Raw genomic sequence first — 19,833 nt, forward strand, 5'->3', positions numbered from 1 at the left:
GGCTACACCGCTACGCTGCGACCTGCTGCGTAATCACACCCCGTGTCCAAGATCCGGGGGTAGGGCCCACGGTCTTGGGTGAAGACGGCCTCCAGACGGGTGCGCTGCTTGTCTGTGAGGAGGTCCATTCCGGTGTGCAGCGTTCGGCGTACCCCGTACAGGGGGTCCCCGGACCTGCCACGATGCCCGGTGGTCTCCTGCTGGACGCGCTGCCTGGCGTGGTCCAGGGCATCGCCGGCGAGCTGGACGACGTGGAAGGGATCCATGACCGCATGCGCGTCGGGGAGTTCTTCCTTGGCTGCGGTCTTGAACCCCGTGAATCCATCCATGGCGACCACCTCAATCCGGTCACGCCACGCGGCGTCTTGCTGGCTGAGCCAGTCCTTGAAGGCCTTCTTGGAGCGACCCTCCACCATGTCCAACAACCTGGCAGGACCCCGTCCCGCCCGCAGCGGAGTCAGGTCGATGATCACGGTGACGAACTTGTCCCCTTTGCGTGTGTGCCGCCACACGTGCTCATCCACCCCGATCGTGGTCACACCGTCAAGGCGGTGCTCGTCGTTGATGAGGACCCTGCGTCCCTCTTCGAGGACGGAGGTGTTGGCGCAGTCCCAGGACACGCCCAGACCGTCTGCGACCCGAGCGACGGTGAGGTGCTGGACGACGATGCCTTCCAAGGCCCAACGCAGCCCGCCCCGGGAGAGTTTCGAGCGTGGCTGGGCTGCCCCAGTGGTGTCCTGCCTCCACACATGCCCGCACCCCCGGCACCGGTAGCGACGCACCCGTACCACCAGTGTCACCGGTCTCCAGCCCGAGGGCTCGTGGGCGAGGCGCCGGACCACGGTGTCTCTGGGGATCCCCTCACACCCACACTCGCGACACCACCGGCTCACTCGTCCACCACCCGGCAGGCCACCTCGCAGCGATCCGGGAGGACTCTCTGGCCTACCACCACGAGGCCGAGGTCATCCAGGCGGGCGAACGTGGTCAGATCAGGGCGCGTGAAGGTAGCGTGGGACACGTCGGGGTCGCTCACGATGGGCAGCGTAGGAACTCCCATCATCGGAAGACCCCGACCCTCACACCCACCCCGACACGCCAGCCAGACCCAAACCCCCGCTACACCCTGGATCGTGAAGAGCCGGTAAAAGTATTTTACTGCTGGGGATTTTTATGCCCTTTGGGGCTGTAAAGGGAGGACAATCACATGAAAATAATCAATATTGGAATTCTTGCCCATGTAGACGCTGGAAAGACGACCTTGACGGAGAGCCTGCTATATGCCAGCGGAGCCATTTCAGAACCGGGGAGCGTCGAAAAAGGGACAACGAGGACGGACACCATGTTTTTGGAGCGGCAGCGTGGGATTACCATTCAAGCGGCAGTCACTTCCTTCCAGTGGCACAGATGTAAAGTTAACATTGTGGATACGCCCGGCCACATGGATTTTTTGGCGGAGGTGTACCGCTCTTTGGCTGTTTTAGATGGGGCCATCTTGGTGATCTCCGCTAAAGATGGCGTGCAGGCCCAGACCCGTATTCTGTTCCATGCCCTGCGGAAAATGAACATTCCCACCGTTATCTTTATCAACAAGATCGACCAGGCTGGCGTTGATTTGCAGAGCGTGGTTCAGTCTGTTCGGGATAAGCTCTCCGCCGATATTATCATCAAGCAGACGGTGTCGCTGTCCCCGGAAATAGTCCTGGAGGAAAATACCGACATAGAAGCATGGGATGCGGTCATCGAAAATAACGATGAATTATTGGAAAAGTATATCGCAGGAGAACCAATCAGCCGGGAAAAACTTGCGCGGGAGGAACAGCAGCGGGTTCAAGACGCCTCCCTGTTCCCAGTCTATCATGGCAGCGCCAAAAATGGCCTTGGCATTCAACCGTTGATGGATGCGGTGACAGGGCTGTTCCAACCGATTGGGGAACAGGGGGGCGCCGCCCTATGCGGCAGCGTTTTCAAGGTTGAGTACACCGATTGCGGCCAGCGGCGTGTCTATCTACGGTTATACAGCGGAACGCTGCGCCTGCGGGATACGGTGGCCCTGGCCGGGAGAGAAAAGCTGAAAATCACAGAGATGCGTATTCCATCCAAAGGGGAAATTGTTCGGACAGACACCGCTTATCAGGGTGAAATTGTTATCCTTCCCAGCGACAGCGTGAGGTTAAACGATGTATTAGGGGACCAAACCCGGCTCCCTCGTAAAAGGTGGCGCGAGGACCCCCTCCCCATGCTGCGGACGACGATTGCGCCGAAAACGGCAGCGCAAAGAGAACGGCTGCTGGACGCTCTTACGCAACTTGCGGATACTGACCCGCTTTTGCGTTGCGAAGTGGATTCCATCACCCATGAGATCATTCTTTCTTTTTTGGGCCGGGTGCAGTTGGAGGTTGTTTCCGCTTTGCTGTCGGAAAAATACAAGCTTGAAACAGTGGTAAAGGAACCCTCCGTCATTTATATGGAGCGGCCGCTCAAAGCAGCCAGCCACACCATCCATATCGAGGTGCCGCCCAACCCGTTTTGGGCATCCATAGGACTGTCTGTTACACCACTCTCGCTTGGCTCCGGTGTACAATACGAGAGCCGGGTTTCGCTGGGATACTTGAACCAGAGTTTTCAAAACGCTGTCAGGGATGGTATCCGTTACGGGCTGGAGCAGGGCTTGTTCGGCTGGAACGTAACGGACTGTAAGATTTGCTTTGAATACGGGCTTTATTACAGTCCGGTCAGCACGCCGGCGGACTTCCGCTCATTGGCCCCGATTGTATTGGAACAGGCATTGAAGGAATCGGGGACGCAGCTGCTGGAACCTTATCTCTCCTTCATCCTCTATGCGCCCCAGGAATACCTTTCCAGGGCTTATCATGATGCACCGAAATACTGTGCCACCATCGAAACGGCCCAGGTAAAAAAGGATGAAGTTGTCTTTACTGGCGAGATTCCCGCCCGCTGTATACAGGCATACCGTACTGATCTGGCCTTTTACACCAACGGGCGGAGCGTATGCCTTACAGAGCTGAAAGGATATCAGGCCGCTGTCGGTCAGCCGGTCATCCAGCCCCGCCGTCCAAACAGCCGCCTGGACAAGGTGCGCCATATGTTTCAGAAGGTAATGTAAAGATACATAATCGTCAAGACGGCAACAATCAGAAGTTATGGAGGGTAACAAGGCTCTTCACGGACGAGGGTGTAGTCGGTTGAGCGCGTCGGTGGCCGGGTGGGGGTCGAGGTCTCCCGGATGATGGAAGTTCTTCACGCTCGCCATCCCGAAATACCTCGACGTGCTCCACCCTACTTTCGCGACCCCTGACCTGACCACGTTCTGCCGCCTCGACGAGCTCGGCCTCGTCGCCGTCGGCCAGCTGATCGAGCCGGATCGGGCCACGATCGAATGCCGCGTCGTCGGGGACGACCCGTGGTGTCGGAAGTGCGGTGTCGAGGGCGTGCCGCGGGACACGGTCACGCGTCGACTGGCGCACGAGCCGTTCGGGCACCGGCCGACGACCCTGCTGGTGCGGGTGCGCCGGTACCGGTGCGGACACTGCCGGCGCACGTGGCGGCAGGGCATGACGCGGGCAGCGGCGCCGCGTGCGAAGATCTCCCGCGGCGGCCTGGAGTGGGCGCTGCGGGGCATCGTCATCGACCACCTCACCGTCACCCGCGTCGCCGCAGGTCTCGGGGTGTCCTGGAGTGCCGCGAACGCCGCCGTCCTCGCGGAAGGCAAGCGGCGCCCGATCGACGACCCCGCCCGGTTCGACGGGGTCACCACGATCGGTGTCGACGAGCACGTCTGGCGACACACGAGGCTGGGCGACAAGTACGTCACCGTGATCATCGACCTCACGCCCGCGAGGAACAAGACCGGGCCGGCGAGGCTGCTGGACATGGTCGAGGGCCGCTCCAAGACGGTGTTCAAGCAGTGGCTCGCCGCCCGCCCTGCGGACTGGGCGAAGCGGATCGAGGTGGTCGCGATGGACGGCTTCGCCGGGTTCAAGACCGCTGCCGCCGAGAAACTCCCCGACGCCGTCCCCGTCATGGACCCGTTCCACGTGGTCCGCCTCGCCGGCGACGCGCTGGATGTCTGCCGGCGTCGGGTCCAGCAAGACATCACCGGTCACCGCGGGCTCAAGGGCGACCCGCTCTACAAAGCCCGCCGCACCCTGCACACCGGGGCGAGCCTGCTCACCGACCGGCAGCGGGCACGCCTGGACGCAGTGTTCGCGAGCGAGGAGCACGTCGAGGTCGAGGCGACCTGGGGCATCTACCAGCGCATCGTCGCGGCCTACCGGGAGCCCGACAAGAAGAAGGCGAAGGCGATGATGCAGGAGGTGATCGCTGCGATCAGCAGCGGCGTTCCCGCGGCGCTCGTCGAGGTCCGCAAGCTCGGCCGGACCATGAAGCAGCGGGCGGGCGACATCCTCGCGTTCTTCGACCGCCCCGGCACCAGCAACGGCCCGACCGAGGCCATCAACGGGCGACTCGAACACCTCCGCGGCTCCGCCCTCGGCTTCCGCAACCTCACCCACGACATCGCTCGGTCGCTGCTCGAAGCCGGAGGGTTCAGACCCGCGCTACACCCTCATTCGTGAAGAGCCCGGGAAACTCCCCGAAGCACACGAGCACCTCGACGCCGCCCGGGCCGACATCCTCGCGTTCACCGGGTTCCCCGAAGGACTCTGGCAGCAGATCTGGTCCAACAACCCCAACGAGCGCCTCAACCGGGAGATCCGCCGCCGCACGGACTCCGTCGGCATCTTCCCCAACCGCGACGCCATCATCCGCCTCGTCGGCGCGGTGCTCGCCGAGCAGACCGACGAATGGGCCGAAGGTCGCCGCTACCTCGGCCTCGACATCCTCGCCAAGTCCCGCCTCACCCTCGTCCCCGACACCGGAACGGAGGTGACCGACCAACCCGTCCTCGAACTCAGCGCCTAACCAAAACCAGAAGCAGAAGGATCACCGACCACTACACCACTTCCGGGGACTTGACCTCCCGAACTGTAGGTTGATCTACGCAGACCCCCGCCACTTCCGTGGATCATGGGGGTCTAGCTGTGTCCGGGCTGCTACAGCTGCCGAGGCGCGCGCTCGGGGTCGCGAGGGCTCAGATACTCCCGGTACCAATCGTGAGCGAAGGAACGCTTGGGCACCTGCGCGATCGACGCGTTGGCGCACCACGCGACATGGTCAGCCATCTGCATGAGCTGCGGCGTCCTTGAGTCCGTGTAGATCGGATCTTCGATGACGGATCGAGTTCCACGACTCAGACGCCGGTCGTCGAGCTCTTCGAGCCCCAGGTGCTCGTCGAGGTCGAGGCGACCGCCCTCGTCTGACACCGCACGTCCCTACAGGCCGTCTGCCGTCACGAGCCCCACCCTGTACGCGAGCACCACCGCCTGCACACGGTCGCGCAGCGCGAGCTTCGCGAGGATGCGCGAGACGTACGTCTTGACGGTCTCAGGCGTGATGACGAGCTCCGCGGCGATCTCCGCGTTCGAGAGGCCTCCGGCGATGTGGACGAGCACCTCGAGCTCGCGCGCCGTGAGGGCGCGCACGACGTCGTCGCGCGCCTTCGCCGAGGCTCCGGCCGGGCGCACGCGATCGGCGTACCGGCCGATGAGCGTTCGGGTGACGCCCGGTGCGAGGAGCGACTCGCCGCGCGCGACGGTGCGGATGCCGTCGACGAGCTCGGCCGGGGGTGAGTCCTTGAGGAGGAAGCCGCTCGCGCCCGCCCGCAGCGCGTCGTACACGTAGGCGTCGACGTTGAACGTCGTGACGACGAGCACCTTCGTAGGCTCGGCGACGTCGGGCCCGGCGATCAGCCGGGTCGCCTCGATGCCGTCGAGCACGGGCATGCGGATGTCCATGACGACGACGTCGGGGCGCAGGGCCCGCGCGGCCTCGACCGCGGCGCGTCCGTCGGCCGCCTCGCCGACGACCTCGATGTCCGGCTGCGCCGAGAGGATCGTCACGTAGCCGACGCGGACGAGCTCCTGGTCCTCGCACACGAGGACTCGGATCGGTGCGGTGACGGTCATGTGGTCCTCCCGGGCGGGGTGGTGGGGACGAGGGCGCGCAGCCGGAAGCGCCCGTCGGGCAGGAATCCGGCGTCGAGCTCGCCGTCGAGCAGGCGCACGCGTTCGCGCAGACCGACGAGGCCGCGCCCGCCCGCGACGCACCCGGCCGTGCTGCGCGCCGACTGGAGGCGAGCGTCGGGCGCCGCGGGCGCGCCGCCGCCGGCCGGGACGGAACCGGTCGTCACGACGACCTCGACGTGCGCAGCGGCGTACCGGACGTCGACCGTCGTCGGCGCGCCGGGCGCGTGCCGCAGCGCGTTGGTGAGTCCCTCCTGGACGACGCGGTACGCCGCGAGCTCGACCGCGTCCGGCAGCGTCCGGTGCGGCCCGTCGTCGACGAGGTCGACCGGCTGGCCCGCACGGCGGGCGTCGGCGACGAGATCCGAGACCTGGCCGAGCGTCGGTGCGAGGGCCGCCACGTGCGCCTCGCCCGTCGCCTCGAGCACACCGAGCAGGTACCGCAGCTCCGTGAGCGCCCGCCGGCCGGTGCTGCTGATGGCGGCAAGCCCGTCGACGGCGCGGTCGGAACCATCGGGCACGAGGAACTGGGTCGCGTCGGCCTGGACGACCATGGCAGTGACGTGGTGCGTGACGACGTCGTGCAGCTCCCGAGCGATCCGCGCGCGCTCGCGGGCCGTCGCCGCGTCCGCGGCGAGCACCTGCCGCTCGGTGGCGTCCGCACGCCACCGCCGCACGGCGGAGCCCACCAGCCACACGACGGTGAGGACGACGAAGAAGGCGAGCAGGTCGACGGGACGGCTCGGCGACCCCGCGACCGTGAGTGCCACGGCGAGCGTGACGTACCCGGCTGCTGCCCCCGCGACGACCGCACGCCGGCCACGCTCGACGTACGCGCCCGCCGAGTAGATCGCCACGTAGAGGCCGATGCTCGCGAACGTCGTCGGGTAGGCGAGCAGCTCGTCCGCCGCGACCGCAGCGCCGACGAGCGCGAGGCACGCCGCGGGCCACCGTCGGCGGGCGGCGAGCGGCAGGCTCTGCGCGAGGACGAGGACGCCCGCGAGGGCGTCGGCGGGTCGGTGCGGCAGGTCGCTGAGCTCGACACCGATCGCCCCGAACGTCGGCACGAGGCCGAGCACGGCGAGCGTCACGGCGAGCGCACCGTCGCGCACCGTCGCGAGCCCCCACAGACGCGCCGCGCGGGTGCGTAGCGCCCCGTACGGTCGGGGGCGCTGCGGCCCGGCCGTGCGCGCGGGGCGCACGGCCGGGCCGGGAAGCGTCGGGGGCACGGTGCGAGCCTACGGGCGCGGTCCGCGCGCGGGAACGAGCGTCCCACCCCGGTGCGCGGCGACGAGCATCGGCACCGCGAGGGCCAGTCCGAGCACGACGGTGACGGCGGACCCCTCGATGCCGAACGCGCCTCCCGTGAGGAACGCCGGGCCGGACGCCTCCGCGACGAGCAGGCCCGTGCTCTCGTGACCCGAGACGGGCACGCCGAGGAGCGCGACCGCGCTGTTCCACGCGAGGTGCAGCCCCATGACGAACCACAGGTTGCGCCGCCACAGGAACGCGGCGCCGAGCAGGACGCCCGCCTCGACGGTGATCGCGAGTCCGCTCCACAGGGTCGCACCCGGGTTGAGGAGGTGCACGGCACCGAAGAGGACGGCCGTCACGCCGAGGGCGAGGCCGCTGCCGCGCAGCCGCTCGAGCGCCTGCAGGCCGAGGCCGCGGAAGATCAGCTCCTCGGTGACGGCCACGCCCAGGGTGACGGTGAGGACGGGGACGACGACGGCGAGGACGTCGACGTCCGCGACGGCGAACGTGTACCCGCCGAGCGCCGTGACGATCCCGGCCGCCGCGGCGACGAGGCCGAGGCCGAGCGCGGCGCCGCCGAGCGCCTCGGGCACGGTGCGCCCGGCGGCGAGCTCGGGCGTCGCGCGGCGGGCCATGCGCCGCATGACGAGGACGTAGACGACGATGGCGAGCACCGCGCCGAGCACGGGCACGACGGTGAGCGGCTCACGCTGCGCGGTGAGGCTCGCGACGGCGCCCACGCCCACGACGCCGACGGGCAGCCACACCGCAGGGTGCTGGGTGAGCCGGACAAGACGGGCGGTGCGGGGGCCGCGGACGCGGAGCGTCGTCGCGGGGGAAGCGGTGGTCATGGGGTCCTCCATGGGTGCCGGGCCGCCGGATCGACGACACGGTCCACGCTAGGAAGTCGCGTGCGCGAGCGAATCACCCCGTGGCGAGCAACCCGGGTAGCTCTCACGGGGGATGGCGGAGCGGCAGGCATCGACACTGCCCGTGGATGCGGTCGCGGCTCGGGCAGCCGGTCGACCGGCGCTGACTCACCCTTCCGGCGTCGCCAGCTCGTCGAGGTGACGAGCGAGCGTGCCGAGCATCTGCTCCGCGGCCTCGGGCGAGCCGCTCCACAGGCCGTGCATCGCGACGCCGTCGAGCAGCGCGCGCAGGCGTCGGGCCTCGTAGTCGGGGTCGCGAGACGCGTCGAGCAGTCCTTCCTGGGCAAGGAGCCCGAGCGCGACCTCGCACGCGCGGGCGACGCCCGCGCCGAGCCTCTCTGCCGCTGGGCGGAGCTCCTCGTCGGTGAGGGCGAGGACCCCGAGCTGGACCTGCGCGACGAGCTCCATGCGACGCTCCGCATCGAGCGGCAGCAGCTGCGCGAGGAGGCCCTCGGCGCGCGCACGCCCCGTGAGGTCGAGCGCCTGGATGCGGGCCGTCGCCCGCTCCTCGATGACCTCGAAGCAGTACTCGCGCAGCGCGTGCTGCGTCGGGAACGCCCGCCGCAGCGACGCCGCCGCGATGCCGGCCTCGGCGGCGACGCCCCGCACCGACAGTCCCGCGAGGCCGTCGCGCTCGAGCACGCGCAGCGCGGCCGACGCGATGGCCTCCGTGCGTTCGGCAGCATCGATCCGTCGGGGCATGGACTCAGCGTAGTGAGGCGTCCTGCGTCGCGACGGGAGCGGCCTTCGGCCACACCGTGTAGCTCACGGCCCACACGACGTCGATCGCGAGGATGATCCCGAGGATGCGGAACGTGCCCATGAGCGAGGCCGTCCGTGCGGCGTCGTCGACCAGAAGGATCATCCCACCGAGGATCGCGGCCGCGATCGCGACCGCGAGGAGCGTGAGGCCTGCGTCGCGCCAGCACTTGAGCGTGTACCCGAGTCCCGTGAGCGTCGCGGGCGGCGGGCCGCCCGCGACGAGCTGCGCGAAGCGCACGTCCGCCCACGTGACCATCCGGCGCCCGTACGCGACCGAGACGCCGATGTAGATCGCGGCGAGGCCGTGGTGCCACGTCGCGGTCGCGCCGCGCGAGAGGTCGACGGCGACGAGCGCGAGCAGCACGACGTCGATGACGGGCGCCAGGACGAGGAAGGCGGCGCCCAGCCGGGGCCGCCTCAGCAGGTAGCGCGTCGCGAGCCCGACGACGATCGCCACCCAGAACGCCACCTCGCAGACGATGATCGCGGCCAGGATCATGAGCTTCCCCTCGGTCGGCCGTTGTGAGTACGGCTGTATTCACAAAACCTACGCGAGGCACCGGGACCGCGCGAGGGGGAGATTCCCGTGTCCAAGCAACCGACGGATTGACGGGTGGGGTGGGCGAGGCGAGGCGGGGACGGGAGTGCAGCGACGGGACGTTCCTAGATGAGCGCCCGCCGGTCGATCTGCTCCGCCGCCGCGGACGCGTCCGCCACGCCCGCCCACGGCACCGCGGCCCCCGCCGCGAGCGACGCCCGCACGTCGAGCACCCGCTGGTTGCGCGAGCCGCGGAACGCGAGCCGCAGGTCGCGCTGCGCAAGGTCGAAGCGGCCGTCGACGAGCACGTCGACCTCGGCGAGGAGCTCGGCCTTGTCCGCATGTCCGGCAGACGCCCACGCGAGGAGCTCCTCGAACGTGTAGCCGCTCCACGCCCACACGTCCCTGGCCCGCCCGTGCTCGGCCCGCAGCCGGCGCACGACCTGCAAGCACACGGAAGTGTTGAGGAACGGCTCCCCGCCGAGCAGGGTGAGGCCCTGGACGGCGGGATGCGCGAGGTCCGCGGCGATGCGCTCGGCGAGGGCGTCGTCGAACTCGTGCCCGTACCGGAACGACCACGCCGCCTCGTTGAAGCAGCCCTCGCACGCGAACGGACAGCCGCTCACGTACAGCGAGCAGCGCACGCCCTCGCCGTCGACCATGACGAACGGCTTATAGTCGGCGACGCGGTCCTGGCTGAGACGGTCGGACCGCCAGTCGGGCAGGGGGTCACGCGACACGGGGCTCAGCCCGCAGCGGGTGCGGAGCCGTCGGGCAGCGAACCCGTCGAGCCCGCCATGTGCTTGACGCGCGACGAGATCTCCACGTGCCGCCCCTTGACCATGGGCCGCTGCTGCGGGTTGCCGAGGTAGCCGCACGTGCGCTTGACGACGTCGCACGTGCGCGGGTCGTCGTTACCGCACGCGGGGCACGCGAAGCCGCGGGCCGTCGGCGTGAAGTCGCCCTTGTAGTCGCACTCGAGGCAGTGGTCGATCGGCGTGTTCGTGCCGAGGTAGCCGACGCGGTCGTACGCGTAGTCCCACACGGCCTCGAGAGCCTTGGGGTTCTGCTGGAGGATCGGGTACTCGCAGTAGTGGATGAACCCGCCCGACGTCAGCGGCGCGTACTCCATCTCGAAGTCGAGCTTCTCGAACGGCGTCGGTGCCTTGCGGACGTCGTAGTGGAACGAGTTCGTGTAGTAGCCCTTGTCGGTGATGTTCTCGACGTCGCCGAACTTCTTCGCGTCGAGCCGCGCGAAGCGGTCCGTGAGGGACTCGCTCGGCGTCGCGTACACGGAGAACTGGTAGTGGTGCTCCTTCGTCCACGCCTTCGCGTGGTCGGCGAGGGTCCGCAGGACGCGCAGCGTGAACTCCTTCGCCTCCGGGTTCGACTCCCAGTCGCCGCCGAAGAACGCCGCGGCCGCCTCGTAGAGGCCGATGTACCCGAGCGACACCGTCGCGCGGCCGTCGCGGAAGAGCTGGTCGACGTCGTCGGACGGCGCAAGACGCTGACCGAACGCCCCGTGACGGTAGAGGATCGGCGCGTTCGCCGGCACCGCCTCCTTGCAGCGCTCGACGCGGAAGAGCAGCGCGTCGTGCACCGTGTCGAGCCGCTCGTCGAGCAGCGCCCAGAACGCGTCGAGGTCGCCGCGCGTCTCGAGCGCGATGCGCGGCACGTTGAGTGTCACGACGCCGAGGTTCATGCGGCCCTCGACCACGTCGTTGCCCTCGGCGTCCGTCCAGCCCTGGAGGAACGAGCGGCAACCCATGGGCGCCTTGAACGAGCCGGTGAGCTCGACGATCTTGTCGTAGCTGAGGATGTCCGGGTACATGCGCTTCGTCGAGCACTCGACGGCGAGCTGCTTGAGGTCGTAGTTCGGGTCGGCCGGCTCGAGGTTCGTGCCGCGGCGCAGCGTGAAGATGAGCTTGGGGAAGATCGCCGTGCGGCGCTCGCGGCCGAGGCCGAGGATCCGCACCTCGAGGATCGCCCGCTGGATCTCGCGCGAGAACCAGCTCGTGCCCAGGCCGAAGCCGACCGACGTGAACGGCGTCTGCCCGTTCGACGTGAACAGGGTGTTGATCTCGTACTCGAGGGACTGCATCGAGTCGTAGATGTCCTTGCGCGTCTTCGCGTGCGCGTAGTCGTCGCGCTTCGCCGGGTCGTCGATCCACTGCTCGGCCTCGGCGAGGTGCTTCGCGTAGTTGAGCTCCGCGTAGGGAGCGAGCAGCTCGTCGATGCGGTTGACCGTGCACCCGCCGTACTGGCTCGAGGAGACGTTCGCGATGATCTGCGTGATCTGCGCGGTCGCCGTCTGGATCGAGCGGGGCGGGGACACCTGGGCGTTGCCGATGCGGAAGCCCTCGGAGAGCATCGCGTCGAAGTCGATGAGGCAGCAGTTCGTCATCGGCGCGTACGGGTGGTAGTCGAGGTCGTGGTAGTGGATGTCGCCCTTGGCGTGGGCGTTGGCGACGTGCGGGGGCAGCATCCGCAGGCCGATGGCCTTGCCGACCGCGCCGGCCGTGAGGTCCCGCTGGGTGTTGAAGACGTCGGCGTCCTTGTTGGCGTTTTCGTGGACGACGGTGGCGTCCTTGCCGACGAGCTGATCGATCGAGTGGTTGACGTCGAGCGCCTGCGAACGGGCGAGGTCGCGCTGCACGCGGTAGTCGATGTACGCCTTGGCGACGTCGTACTCGTGGGAGGACAGGAGGGTGTGCTCGACGACGTTCTGGATCTCGTAGATCTGCACGACGCCCGTGTAGCGGGCGTGGAGCTCGGCGAGGGCTCGCTCGACGAGGTCGGCGATCGTCAGCTCGTGGAGCGCGGTGAGCTCGCCGTGAACCTCGACGAAGGCCTTGGTGATCGCGCCGGTGATGCGGCTCGTGTCGAAGGGGAGCGCGCGGCCGTCACGCTTGCGCACGGTGAGGGTGCCCGGGCGCGCTGTCGGCTGTGCGTCCTGCTCGGTTTCGTCCAGCATGATCGTCACGTCGATCCCCGCCCTGTCTCCGTCGGCTGAGCACTACATCTAGTGGTGGTGCGCGGTTGTAAGACTAGATCTTGTGGTTTCTGAGCGGTGGGACCTAGGTCCCGGCCGACTTGCGTGACGCCCTCCCAGGGGCGGGAATCCGCCACGGATCTCACGCGTGTCATTTCCCGGCCTCCGCGCGCCCCGGCGCGTCGTCGCGGACCTGTGCGCCGTCGCGGCCGTACGCGCCGTCGCCGCGGTCGGCGGGCCCCGGCCCGCTACCCTCGGCCCATGACCGACGACGCCCGCGACGACGCGCCCGACGACCAGCCCGCCACGCCCCGCCGCGGCAGGTGGAGGGGCTGGGCCGCGGTCGCCGCCCTCGGCGTCGCTGTGTGGCTGTTCGTCGGCCTCACGCCCGTCGTCGACGCGGGCTCGCTTCGCGGCGTCGTCCCCGTCGACGCGGCCGACGGTCCCGTGAGCTCGCTATGGGTCGAGGTCCACAACGGCACGATGGTGCCCGTGACGGTCTCCGAGGCCGAGAGCCCCACGGCGCGCGATCTTGGCGTGAGGTTCCGGCCGCTCGCGGTCGACGCGGCCGGCGCGCTCGTCGGCGACTCCGCCACGGCGGCGACGACGATCCCGAAGGGCGGTTCCGTCGCCCTCGAGATCCTCTTCCCGGAGGGGTGCCGGGGCCTCCCTGTCGCCTCGGAGGGCGCCGCGCACGCGGTGCGCAGCGTCGAGCTGCGCGTCGTCACCCTCGGCCTGCCGCGCACGCTGACGATCACGCTGCCCGACGTCTACGCCGTCCACTTCCCCGACGATCCGTCGCTGCCCTGCGTCTAGCGGCGGGCGGGAGCGCGGCGGCAGCCGGCCGTGCGCTCCGGCTGCTGCGCAGATCTTGACGCCCCTCCAGTTCCATGGTTCATTACTCAAGTAATGAACCAGCGAACGAGGAGGCGTGATGTTCGACGGACCCGAACCGATCTACGTCCAGATCGCCGCATGGGTGCGCACGCAGATCCTCGCCGGCGACCTCGCTGACGGCGACCAGGTGATGTCGACGACGCAGCTCTCGACGACCTTCCGGCTCAACCCCGCAACGGCCGCCAAGGCGTACGCGGGCCTCGTCGACGAAGGGCTCCTCGTCAAACGACGCGGCATCGGCATGTTCGTCGCCGACGGCGCACGTGACGCCCTGCTCGCAGAGCACCGCCGCACCTTCTACACCGACGTCCTCGACCCGGCGCTCGACCGGGCCGCGCTCCTCGGCATCCCTGTCGACGAGCTCGTCGACCACATCCGCGGCCACGCCCGCACCACCCCCGGAGGTGACCCCCGATGACCCCTCAGCCCTTCGGCGCCCGGCTCGAGGGCGTCACGCTGCGCTACCGCCGCGACGACGCCCCGGCCCTCGACAATCTCGACCTCACCATCCGCCCCGGCGTCATCACCGGCCTCCTCGGCCGCAACGGTGCGGGCAAGTCGACGCTCGCCGCGCTCCTCGCCGGCTGGCGCCGGCCCATCGCGGGCCGCGTCCTCGTCGGGCCCGCGGGCGCCCTCGAGGACCCCTTCGAGAACACGTGGACCGCGACCGGAACCCAGCTCGTCCGCGAGAGCGGCGACCACTGGGAGGGCACCGCGGCGCGCGACACGCTCGCGTTCCACGCCGAGGTCCGCCCCAGCTGGGACGCCGACCTCGCCGAGCACCTCGTCGGGCTCTTCGGCCTCGACGTCGGCACGCACCCCGAGCGGCTCTCGCGCGGTCAGCGCTCCGCGCTCGGCATCGTCGTCGGCCTGGCCTCCCGCGCCCCGCTGACGATCCTCGACGAGTCCTACCTCGGCCTCGACGCCGCGCACCGCTACGCGTTCTACGACGTGCTCCTCGCCGACTACGCCGAGCACCCTCGCACGATCGTCCTCTCGAGCCACCTCATCGGTGAGGTCGAGAGGCTCTTCGAGGACGTCGTCATCCTCGACCGTGGCCGCGTCCTCCTCGCGGAGAGCGCCGACGACGTGCGCGGCCGCGGTGTGACGCTCACCGGCCCCGCGGCCGACGTCGCCCGCGTCGCGGGCGACCGCCCCGTCCTCGCACGTCAGCAGCTGGGTTCCACGACCCAGGTGACGCTCGACGGTGCGCTCAGCGCCGACGAGCACGCCGCGGCACGCGCCGCCGGCCTCGACGTCGGCGGCGTGTCCGTTCAGGACCTCTTCGTCCACCTCACCGGCGGCGCCGGTGCCGCCCCCGCCACCGAGGAGGAGCGATGACCACGACCACCCCCGACCGCACGGCCACCGCCCGCGCCACCTTCGTGGCCGCCGCAGAGCGTCGCGCCACGAGCGCCGTCACGTGGAACCTCGTCGGCGCCACCTGGTGGATCGGCGCCTGGTTCTGGGCGATCTACGTCGCCGTGCTCGCCCTCCAGGCCGCCGTCCCCCTCCTCGGCGGCGACACCGAGCTGCGGTCCGCCGCCGGGTCCTTCACCGCGCCGTGGATCTTCCTCTTCGTCATGGGCATCGTGCTCCTCGCCCAGATGTCGCGGCTCCACCTCGTCGCCGGCGGCACACGACGCACCCTCGTGCACGGGGAGTGGCGGGCCGCGGCGATCATCGCCGTGACGTTCGGTGCGGCCGGCTGGCTCCTGCTCGCGCTCGTCGACCTCGTCGTGCGTGCCCTCGGCCACGACGTGCGGCCCGTCGACGGGATCCTCGTGACGAGCGGCTCCGGGACGTGGCTCGCGCTCCTCGCGCACGTCCTCGCCTCGGGAGTGCTCTTCACGACGGGCGTCCTCGTCGGGCACGTCTACCGCCGCCTCGGCGGCTGGCGCGGCACGCTCGCGCTCCCGCTCACGCTGCTGCCCGCGGCCGTCGCGCTTGCCGCGTTCGAGGTGGCGGGGGGCGACGGGCCCCTCGTGCTCGGCGCCCCCGCGTGGCTCGTCGTCCTGATCGGCGGCGCCATCGGGTGGCTGCTCGCCGCGTGGGGCACGTGGCTCGTCGTGCGGGACGCGCCGGTCGAGTGACGGCAGGCCGGTCGCCGCAGCGGGCCGGGGCGTTGACGGCGCCCCAGATCTCCGGGACGATTCCGGCATGACGCACTCAGGCGACGCGGTCGCGACCCTGCCCGAAGGCCGCACGACGGACGCCGCGCCATCGTCGTCGGCACGGACGTCGTCGTCGCCGCTGGGTCGGGGCCCGCGCGCACTCATCGCGACGCTCCTCGTCCTGCCGGTGGTCCTCGGCGTCGCCGGCTGGTGGGTGACGACGCCACGCCTCGAGCATGGCGGCTTCGGCTGGAACAACCTCTACGAGGACACGGCGCGCTTCCCCGCGGAGAATCTCGTCGTCGTCGTCACGGACCCGACGGGGCCGGACGACACCGCGTACGCGTGGGACATCCTCAACGAGGGCCCGTTCCCCGTGACCGTCGCGTCGAAGGACGCGCCCGAGGGAGACCGGGACATCCGTCGGGCGGGCGTCCTCCTCACGCGGATCGCACCCGAGGGCGGGACGGTGACGACGGGCGAGCCGGTCCGGTCGCTGCGCCTCGAGCCGGGCGAGAGCGCGAAGATCGAGGTGCGTCCGATGTGGTCGTGCGGACCGTCGGACGGCTCCGTGAACTACAGCGCGGGCGTCGCGGAGGGCATCAGCACGATCGACGTCGGCGTGACGACGCTCGGAGTCACCCGCACGCAGACGCTGCAGATCCCGCAGACGCTCTTCCTCATGACGACGACCGACCTCGCGCCCGGCGAGGCGTGGGGCTGCTGACCGACGCGCAGCGGGACCGTCCCGCCCGAGGCGTGGACACGCCTTTCGGCAGGCAAGACGGCCTGTGCTAGCCTCGCTCACATGCAGATCCGTCGGTATTGGCGCTTTACGCAGGCTCCTGGTGGGGCTTCGCGGGCGTGCGCCTGACCGACAACCTTCCCACCGGAGCCAGCACAGGGCCTTGGACGCGACCGCGTCCGGGCCCTTCGTCATGAGACGGACGGCTTCCGCGGCGACGGGGCTCCGTCGACCAGACCCCACCGAGGAGCACCACCCATGACCGCCACCACGCCGCTCGCCCCCGCGACGAGCGACCTCCGCGTCCGCGAGCTCGACCCGCTGCCGACGCCCGCCGAGATGCTCGCCGACCTCCCGCTCACCGGCACGGCCGCCGAGCTCGTCGCCCGCTCGCGCGACGAGGTGCGACGCGTCCTCGCGGGCGAGGACGACCGGCTCGTCGTCGTCGTCGGCCCCTGCTCCGTGCACGACGCCGACGCAGCGCTCGACTACGCGCAGCGCCTCGCCGCGCTCGTGCCCGAGCTCGAGAAGGACCTCTGCGTCGTCATGCGCGTGTACTTCGAGAAGCCGCGCACGACCGTCGGCTGGAAGGGCCTCATCAACGATCCCGACCTCGACGGCACGCACGACATCCGCCGCGGCCTGCGCCTCGCGCGCGAGGTCCTCCTAGGCGTCCTCGATGAGGGCGTGCCCGCCGCGTGCGAGTTCCTCGAGCCGACGAGCCCCCAGTTCATCGCGGACGCCGTCACCTGGGGCGCGATCGGCGCGCGCAACGCCGAGTCGCAGGTGCACCGCCAGCTCGCGTCAGGCCTCTCGATGCCCGTGGGCTTCAAGAACGCGACCGACGGCGACGTGAAGATCGCTGTCGACGGCTGCATCACCGCGGCGGCCGAGCACACCTTCTTCGGCATCGACTCCCAGGGGCGTGCGGCCGCCGTCGCGACCGCGGGCAACCCCGACTGCCACGTCATCCTCCGCGGCGGCCGCAGCGGCCCCAACTACGACGATGCCTCGGTGTCGGCCGCGCTCGACGTCGCGGAGGCCTCGGGCCTCGGCCGACGGCTCATGATCGACGCGTCCCACGGCAACTCGGGCAAGTCGTGGGAGCGGCAGGCCGAGGTCGTCCGCGAGATCGGCGCGTCCGTCGCCGCGGGCAACCACGAGATCGCCGCCGTGATGATGGAGTCGTTCATCGTTGCTGGCGCGCAGAAGCCCGCACCGTCGGGGCTCGTCTACGGCCGCTCCGTCACCGACGAATGCCTCGACTGGGGCACGACCGCGGAGCTCCTCCGCGGGCTCGCGGCCGACGTCCGGGCTCGTCGCACCGTCGAGGGCTGACGTCCCGCCGAGGCCGTCGTCCCGGTCGGCGGCGCCGTCGGTGGACGGTGTCTCGCGAGGTACGGGCAGATAGGGCATGATGGGGGCGTCGCGTGCGCGACCCGACGCAGGGGGCGGGTCGACCGGGACGGCGGCATCGCTCGCGATGTCGCGTCGAGAGGGACGCGGTTGACCGCGCACCACCCCCTGAGGCCCGCCTCGCGCTCCGGCGCGAGGCGGGCCTTTCGCGTCCCCGGCTCGGCGGCGCCGACCCGACCCGCGACTCGTAGGTGCGGAGCACTGTTCGATGGTGCTGGGGCCTACGAGTCGGGTGGGGACGGGGAGGGGAGAGGGCGGGGCCGGGCGGGCTTGGGTGAGGGCCGTGGGTCAGGGCCGTGGGCGCGCGACGTGGTCGCGCGCGTGCGCGATCGCCGCGTCGAGGTCCTCGAAGAGGTGCTGCTCGCTCGCGAGCTCGTCGAGCACGCCGACGCGGGTGAGCACGCTGCGGTGCTGCTCCTGCACGCCCTTGACGAGCACGGTGACTCCCGACCGCTCGAGGGTTCCGACGAGCTCGGCGAGCGCGTGCGCTCCTGTCGCGTCGACGAGCCGCAGCCCGGAGAGGCGCAGGACGACGACGCGTGCGCCGTGGTCGCGCTGAACGGTCTCGGCGATGCGGTCGGCGGCGCCGAAGAACATCGAGCCGTCGAGCCGGAAGAGCGCGATCTGTTCGTCGCCGTCGGCCGCGGGCCCGGGCAGGGGCTGCCGGTGGACGACGGACGCGCGCGAGAGCGCGCGCAGCGCGAGGAGCGCCGCGACCGCGAGCCCGACGACGATCGCCTGGACGAGGTCGACGGCGATCGTCACGATCGCGGTGACGACGAGGACGAGCGCGCTGCCGCGCGTCGAGCGCAGGACGGTCCGTACGGCGCGGACGTCGACCATCCGCACGGCGGTGACCATGAGGACGCCGGAGAGCGCGGCGAGCGGGATCTGCCCGACGGGCCCGGTCGCGGCGTAGATGACGACGAGGATGACGAGGCCGTGGACGACCGCCGCGAGGCGGGTCCGTGCGCCGGCGCGGACGTTGACGGCGGTACGGGCGATTGCGCCGGTCGCGGGCATGCCGCCGAAGAGCCCGGCGGCGACGCTTGCGAGACCCTGCCCGACGAGCTCGCGGTCGGGGTCGTAGCGGCGGGCGTCGTCGGTGAGGGTGTCGGACGGCATCGTCGCGGCGACGCGCGCGGACAGCAGCGACTCGATCGCGGCGAGCGCCGCGACGGCGGCGGCGGGTCCGGCGAGCTCGCCGAGCAACGCGGGCGTGATACCGGGGATCGACGGTGCGGGGAGGGAGTCGGGGAGCGCGCCGATGCGGGCGACGGGGGCGTCGACGAGCTCGGCGACGACCGTGACGACGATGATCGCGACGAGCGACGCCGGCAGCGCGGCCCACAGGCGTGGCAGCACGAGCATGAGCGTGACGACGACAGCGACGGTCCCGAGGGTCCACAGCACCGTGTCGCCTGCCCGGCCGATGACGTCGACGGCGGCGACGAGAGGGTTCTGGCCGGCGGGCGCGTCGACGCCGACGGCGGCGGGCACCTGCTGGAGGAAGATGATCGTCGCGATGCCGAGCGTGAAGCCCTCGACGACAGGCCACGGGATGAACGTGACGACGCGGCCGAGCCGCGCGGCACCGAGCGCGAGGACCATGAGGCCCGCCATGATCGCGACGAGCGGGACGGCGTCGGCGCCGTGGATGGCGACGAGCGGGGCGAGGACGACCGCCATGGCGCCCGTCGGGCCGGAGACCTGCACGCGCGAGCCGCCGAACACTGCGGCGACGATGCCGGCGACGACCGCGGTGACGAGGCCGGCGGCGGGGCCGACGCCCGAGCTCACGCCGAATGCGAGAGCGAGGGGGAGCGCGACGACGCCGACGGTGACGCCGGCGAGGAGGTCGGCGGGGACGGTCGACCAGCGGCTCGGAGAGGTGGGGGTGAGGGGCGCGCGCGAGGGCGCGGAGGTGCGGGTCATCGGGTGGGCGGCGTGCGCGGGCTGGGAACGCACGGGTCACTCCTTCCGCCCCATGCTAGGGCGGGCCCCACTCAGATTCGTAGGACGTCTGTCACGCCGCCCCCGTGCGACGGATTGATGGCTTCCCCCCCGTTCGACGGGGGGGAA

General features: G+C 70.2%; 17 protein-coding genes and 2 pseudogenes. 9 read left to right on the top strand and 10 right to left on the bottom strand.

From position 1 onward, the window contains the following. Positions 1 to 71: 71 nt before the first annotated feature. Positions 72 to 1,021, bottom strand: a pseudogene (locus IGS67_RS03325) (ISL3 family transposase); the annotation flags it as partial. A 186-nt stretch (positions 1,022 to 1,207) separates the two neighbouring features. Between IGS67_RS03325 and tet(W) the strand changes: the two are divergent. From tet(W) to IGS67_RS03340, 3 genes and pseudogenes are all read left to right on the top strand, one after another. After that, positions 1,208 to 3,127 carry a tetracycline resistance ribosomal protection protein Tet(W) gene (gene tet(W), locus IGS67_RS03330; RefSeq protein WP_002586627.1) on the top strand — a complete coding sequence of 640 codons (1,920 nt, stop codon included), beginning with the start codon at positions 1,208 to 1,210 and terminating at the stop codon, positions 3,125 to 3,127. A gap of 163 nt (positions 3,128 to 3,290) precedes the next feature. Then, positions 3,291 to 4,598: an ISL3 family transposase gene (locus IGS67_RS03335; RefSeq protein WP_192277917.1), complete on the top strand. Its 1,308-nt coding sequence runs from the start codon at positions 3,291 to 3,293 to the stop codon at positions 4,596 to 4,598. Between the two features lie 10 nt (positions 4,599 to 4,608). Then, positions 4,609 to 4,944: pseudogene (locus IGS67_RS03340) on the top strand (transposase); the annotation flags it as partial. Between the two features lie 131 nt (positions 4,945 to 5,075). Here IGS67_RS03340 and IGS67_RS03345 read toward each other — a convergent pair. The 8 genes from IGS67_RS03345 to nrdD all read right to left on the bottom strand — a co-directional run bounded on the left by IGS67_RS03345 (position 5,076) and on the right by nrdD (position 12,561). Continuing rightward, entirely contained in the window at positions 5,076 to 5,345 is a 270-nt protein-coding gene (locus IGS67_RS03345) for a hypothetical protein (protein ID WP_192277919.1), read from the bottom strand. Positions 5,346 to 5,354: 9 nt separating this feature from the next. Then, positions 5,355 to 6,047, bottom strand: a complete 693-nt coding sequence (locus IGS67_RS03350) for a response regulator (RefSeq protein WP_192277921.1) — start codon at positions 6,045 to 6,047, stop codon at positions 5,355 to 5,357. Then, a complete protein-coding gene (locus IGS67_RS03355; protein ID WP_328741393.1) occupies positions 6,044 to 7,333 on the bottom strand; it encodes a sensor histidine kinase in 1,290 nt (429 codons plus the stop codon). Before IGS67_RS03355 ends, IGS67_RS03350 begins: the two co-directional genes overlap by 4 nt. Before the next feature lie 9 nt (positions 7,334 to 7,342). Next, positions 7,343 to 8,209, bottom strand: coding sequence for a CPBP family intramembrane glutamic endopeptidase (locus IGS67_RS03360; protein WP_192277923.1), 867 nt, complete (start codon positions 8,207 to 8,209; stop codon positions 7,343 to 7,345). A 186-nt stretch (positions 8,210 to 8,395) separates the two neighbouring features. Further along, positions 8,396 to 8,989, bottom strand: coding sequence for a TetR/AcrR family transcriptional regulator (locus IGS67_RS03365; RefSeq protein WP_192277925.1), 594 nt, complete (start codon positions 8,987 to 8,989; stop codon positions 8,396 to 8,398). 4 nt (positions 8,990 to 8,993) lie between these two features. Continuing rightward, the gene (locus tag IGS67_RS03370) at positions 8,994 to 9,548 is read right to left on the bottom strand and encodes a hypothetical protein (protein ID WP_192277928.1); all 555 of its coding nucleotides are present in this window, start codon (positions 9,546 to 9,548) and stop codon (positions 8,994 to 8,996) included. 164 nt (positions 9,549 to 9,712) lie between these two features. Then, positions 9,713 to 10,327: an anaerobic ribonucleoside-triphosphate reductase activating protein gene (gene nrdG, locus IGS67_RS03375; RefSeq protein WP_192277930.1), complete on the bottom strand. Its 615-nt coding sequence runs from the start codon at positions 10,325 to 10,327 to the stop codon at positions 9,713 to 9,715. A gap of 5 nt (positions 10,328 to 10,332) precedes the next feature. Next, positions 10,333 to 12,561, bottom strand: a complete 2,229-nt coding sequence (gene nrdD, locus IGS67_RS03380) for an anaerobic ribonucleoside-triphosphate reductase (protein WP_192278866.1) — start codon at positions 12,559 to 12,561, stop codon at positions 10,333 to 10,335. Between the two features lie 279 nt (positions 12,562 to 12,840). Between nrdD and IGS67_RS03385 the strand changes: the two genes are divergently transcribed. The 6 genes from IGS67_RS03385 (at position 12,841) to IGS67_RS03410 (ending at position 17,673) form a co-directional block, all read left to right on the top strand. Further along, on the top strand, positions 12,841 to 13,395 hold the full coding sequence (locus IGS67_RS03385; protein WP_192277932.1) for a hypothetical protein: 555 nt from the start codon (positions 12,841 to 12,843) through the stop codon (positions 13,393 to 13,395). A gap of 118 nt (positions 13,396 to 13,513) precedes the next feature. Then, entirely contained in the window at positions 13,514 to 13,894 is a 381-nt protein-coding gene (locus IGS67_RS03390) for a GntR family transcriptional regulator (protein WP_192277934.1), read from the top strand. Then, positions 13,891 to 14,817: an ATP-binding cassette domain-containing protein gene (locus tag IGS67_RS03395; RefSeq protein WP_192277936.1), complete on the top strand. Its 927-nt coding sequence runs from the start codon at positions 13,891 to 13,893 to the stop codon at positions 14,815 to 14,817. Before IGS67_RS03390 ends, IGS67_RS03395 begins: the two co-directional genes overlap by 4 nt. Further along, positions 14,814 to 15,569 carry a hypothetical protein gene (locus tag IGS67_RS03400; RefSeq protein WP_192277938.1) on the top strand — a complete coding sequence of 252 codons (756 nt, stop codon included), beginning with the start codon at positions 14,814 to 14,816 and terminating at the stop codon, positions 15,567 to 15,569. The genes IGS67_RS03395 and IGS67_RS03400 overlap by 4 nt, the downstream gene beginning before the upstream one ends. Positions 15,570 to 15,636: 67 nt before the next feature. After that, the gene (locus IGS67_RS03405) at positions 15,637 to 16,317 is read left to right on the top strand and encodes a hypothetical protein (protein WP_192277940.1); all 681 of its coding nucleotides are present in this window, start codon (positions 15,637 to 15,639) and stop codon (positions 16,315 to 16,317) included. Positions 16,318 to 16,593: 276 nt separating this feature from the next. Beyond that, the gene (locus IGS67_RS03410) at positions 16,594 to 17,673 is read left to right on the top strand and encodes a 3-deoxy-7-phosphoheptulonate synthase (RefSeq protein WP_192277942.1); all 1,080 of its coding nucleotides are present in this window, start codon (positions 16,594 to 16,596) and stop codon (positions 17,671 to 17,673) included. A 366-nt stretch (positions 17,674 to 18,039) separates the two neighbouring features. Here IGS67_RS03410 and IGS67_RS03415 read toward each other — a convergent pair whose 3' ends face one another. After that, on the bottom strand, positions 18,040 to 19,686 hold the full coding sequence (locus IGS67_RS03415) for a SulP family inorganic anion transporter (protein WP_192278867.1): 1,647 nt from the start codon (positions 19,684 to 19,686) through the stop codon (positions 18,040 to 18,042). Between the last annotated feature and the right edge of the window lie 147 nt (positions 19,687 to 19,833).

This window comes from Flavimobilis rhizosphaerae (assembly GCF_014852685.1).
Taxonomy (GTDB): Bacteria; Actinomycetota; Actinomycetes; order Actinomycetales; family Cellulomonadaceae; genus Flavimobilis; species Flavimobilis rhizosphaerae.

Coding starts and splice junctions, on each gene's coding strand:
- IGS67_RS03350 (WP_192277921.1), bottom strand. CDS start 6,047: ATGACCGTCACCGCACCGATCCGAGTCCTCGTGTGCGAGGACCAGGAG.
- IGS67_RS03360 (WP_192277923.1), bottom strand. CDS start 8,209: ATGACCACCGCTTCCCCCGCGACGACGCTCCGCGTCCGCGGCCCCCGC.
- IGS67_RS03365 (WP_192277925.1), bottom strand. CDS start 8,989: ATGCCCCGACGGATCGATGCTGCCGAACGCACGGAGGCCATCGCGTCG.
- IGS67_RS03370 (WP_192277928.1), bottom strand. CDS start 9,548: ATGATCCTGGCCGCGATCATCGTCTGCGAGGTGGCGTTCTGGGTGGCG.
- nrdD (WP_192278866.1), bottom strand. CDS start 12,561: ATGCTGGACGAAACCGAGCAGGACGCACAGCCGACAGCGCGCCCGGGC.
- IGS67_RS03385 (WP_192277932.1), top strand. CDS start 12,841: ATGACCGACGACGCCCGCGACGACGCGCCCGACGACCAGCCCGCCACG.
- IGS67_RS03390 (WP_192277934.1), top strand. CDS start 13,514: ATGTTCGACGGACCCGAACCGATCTACGTCCAGATCGCCGCATGGGTG.
- IGS67_RS03395 (WP_192277936.1), top strand. CDS start 13,891: ATGACCCCTCAGCCCTTCGGCGCCCGGCTCGAGGGCGTCACGCTGCGC.
- IGS67_RS03400 (WP_192277938.1), top strand. CDS start 14,814: ATGACCACGACCACCCCCGACCGCACGGCCACCGCCCGCGCCACCTTC.
- IGS67_RS03405 (WP_192277940.1), top strand. CDS start 15,637: ATGACGCACTCAGGCGACGCGGTCGCGACCCTGCCCGAAGGCCGCACG.
- IGS67_RS03410 (WP_192277942.1), top strand. CDS start 16,594: ATGACCGCCACCACGCCGCTCGCCCCCGCGACGAGCGACCTCCGCGTC.
- IGS67_RS03415 (WP_192278867.1), bottom strand. CDS start 19,686: ATGACCCGCACCTCCGCGCCCTCGCGCGCGCCCCTCACCCCCACCTCT.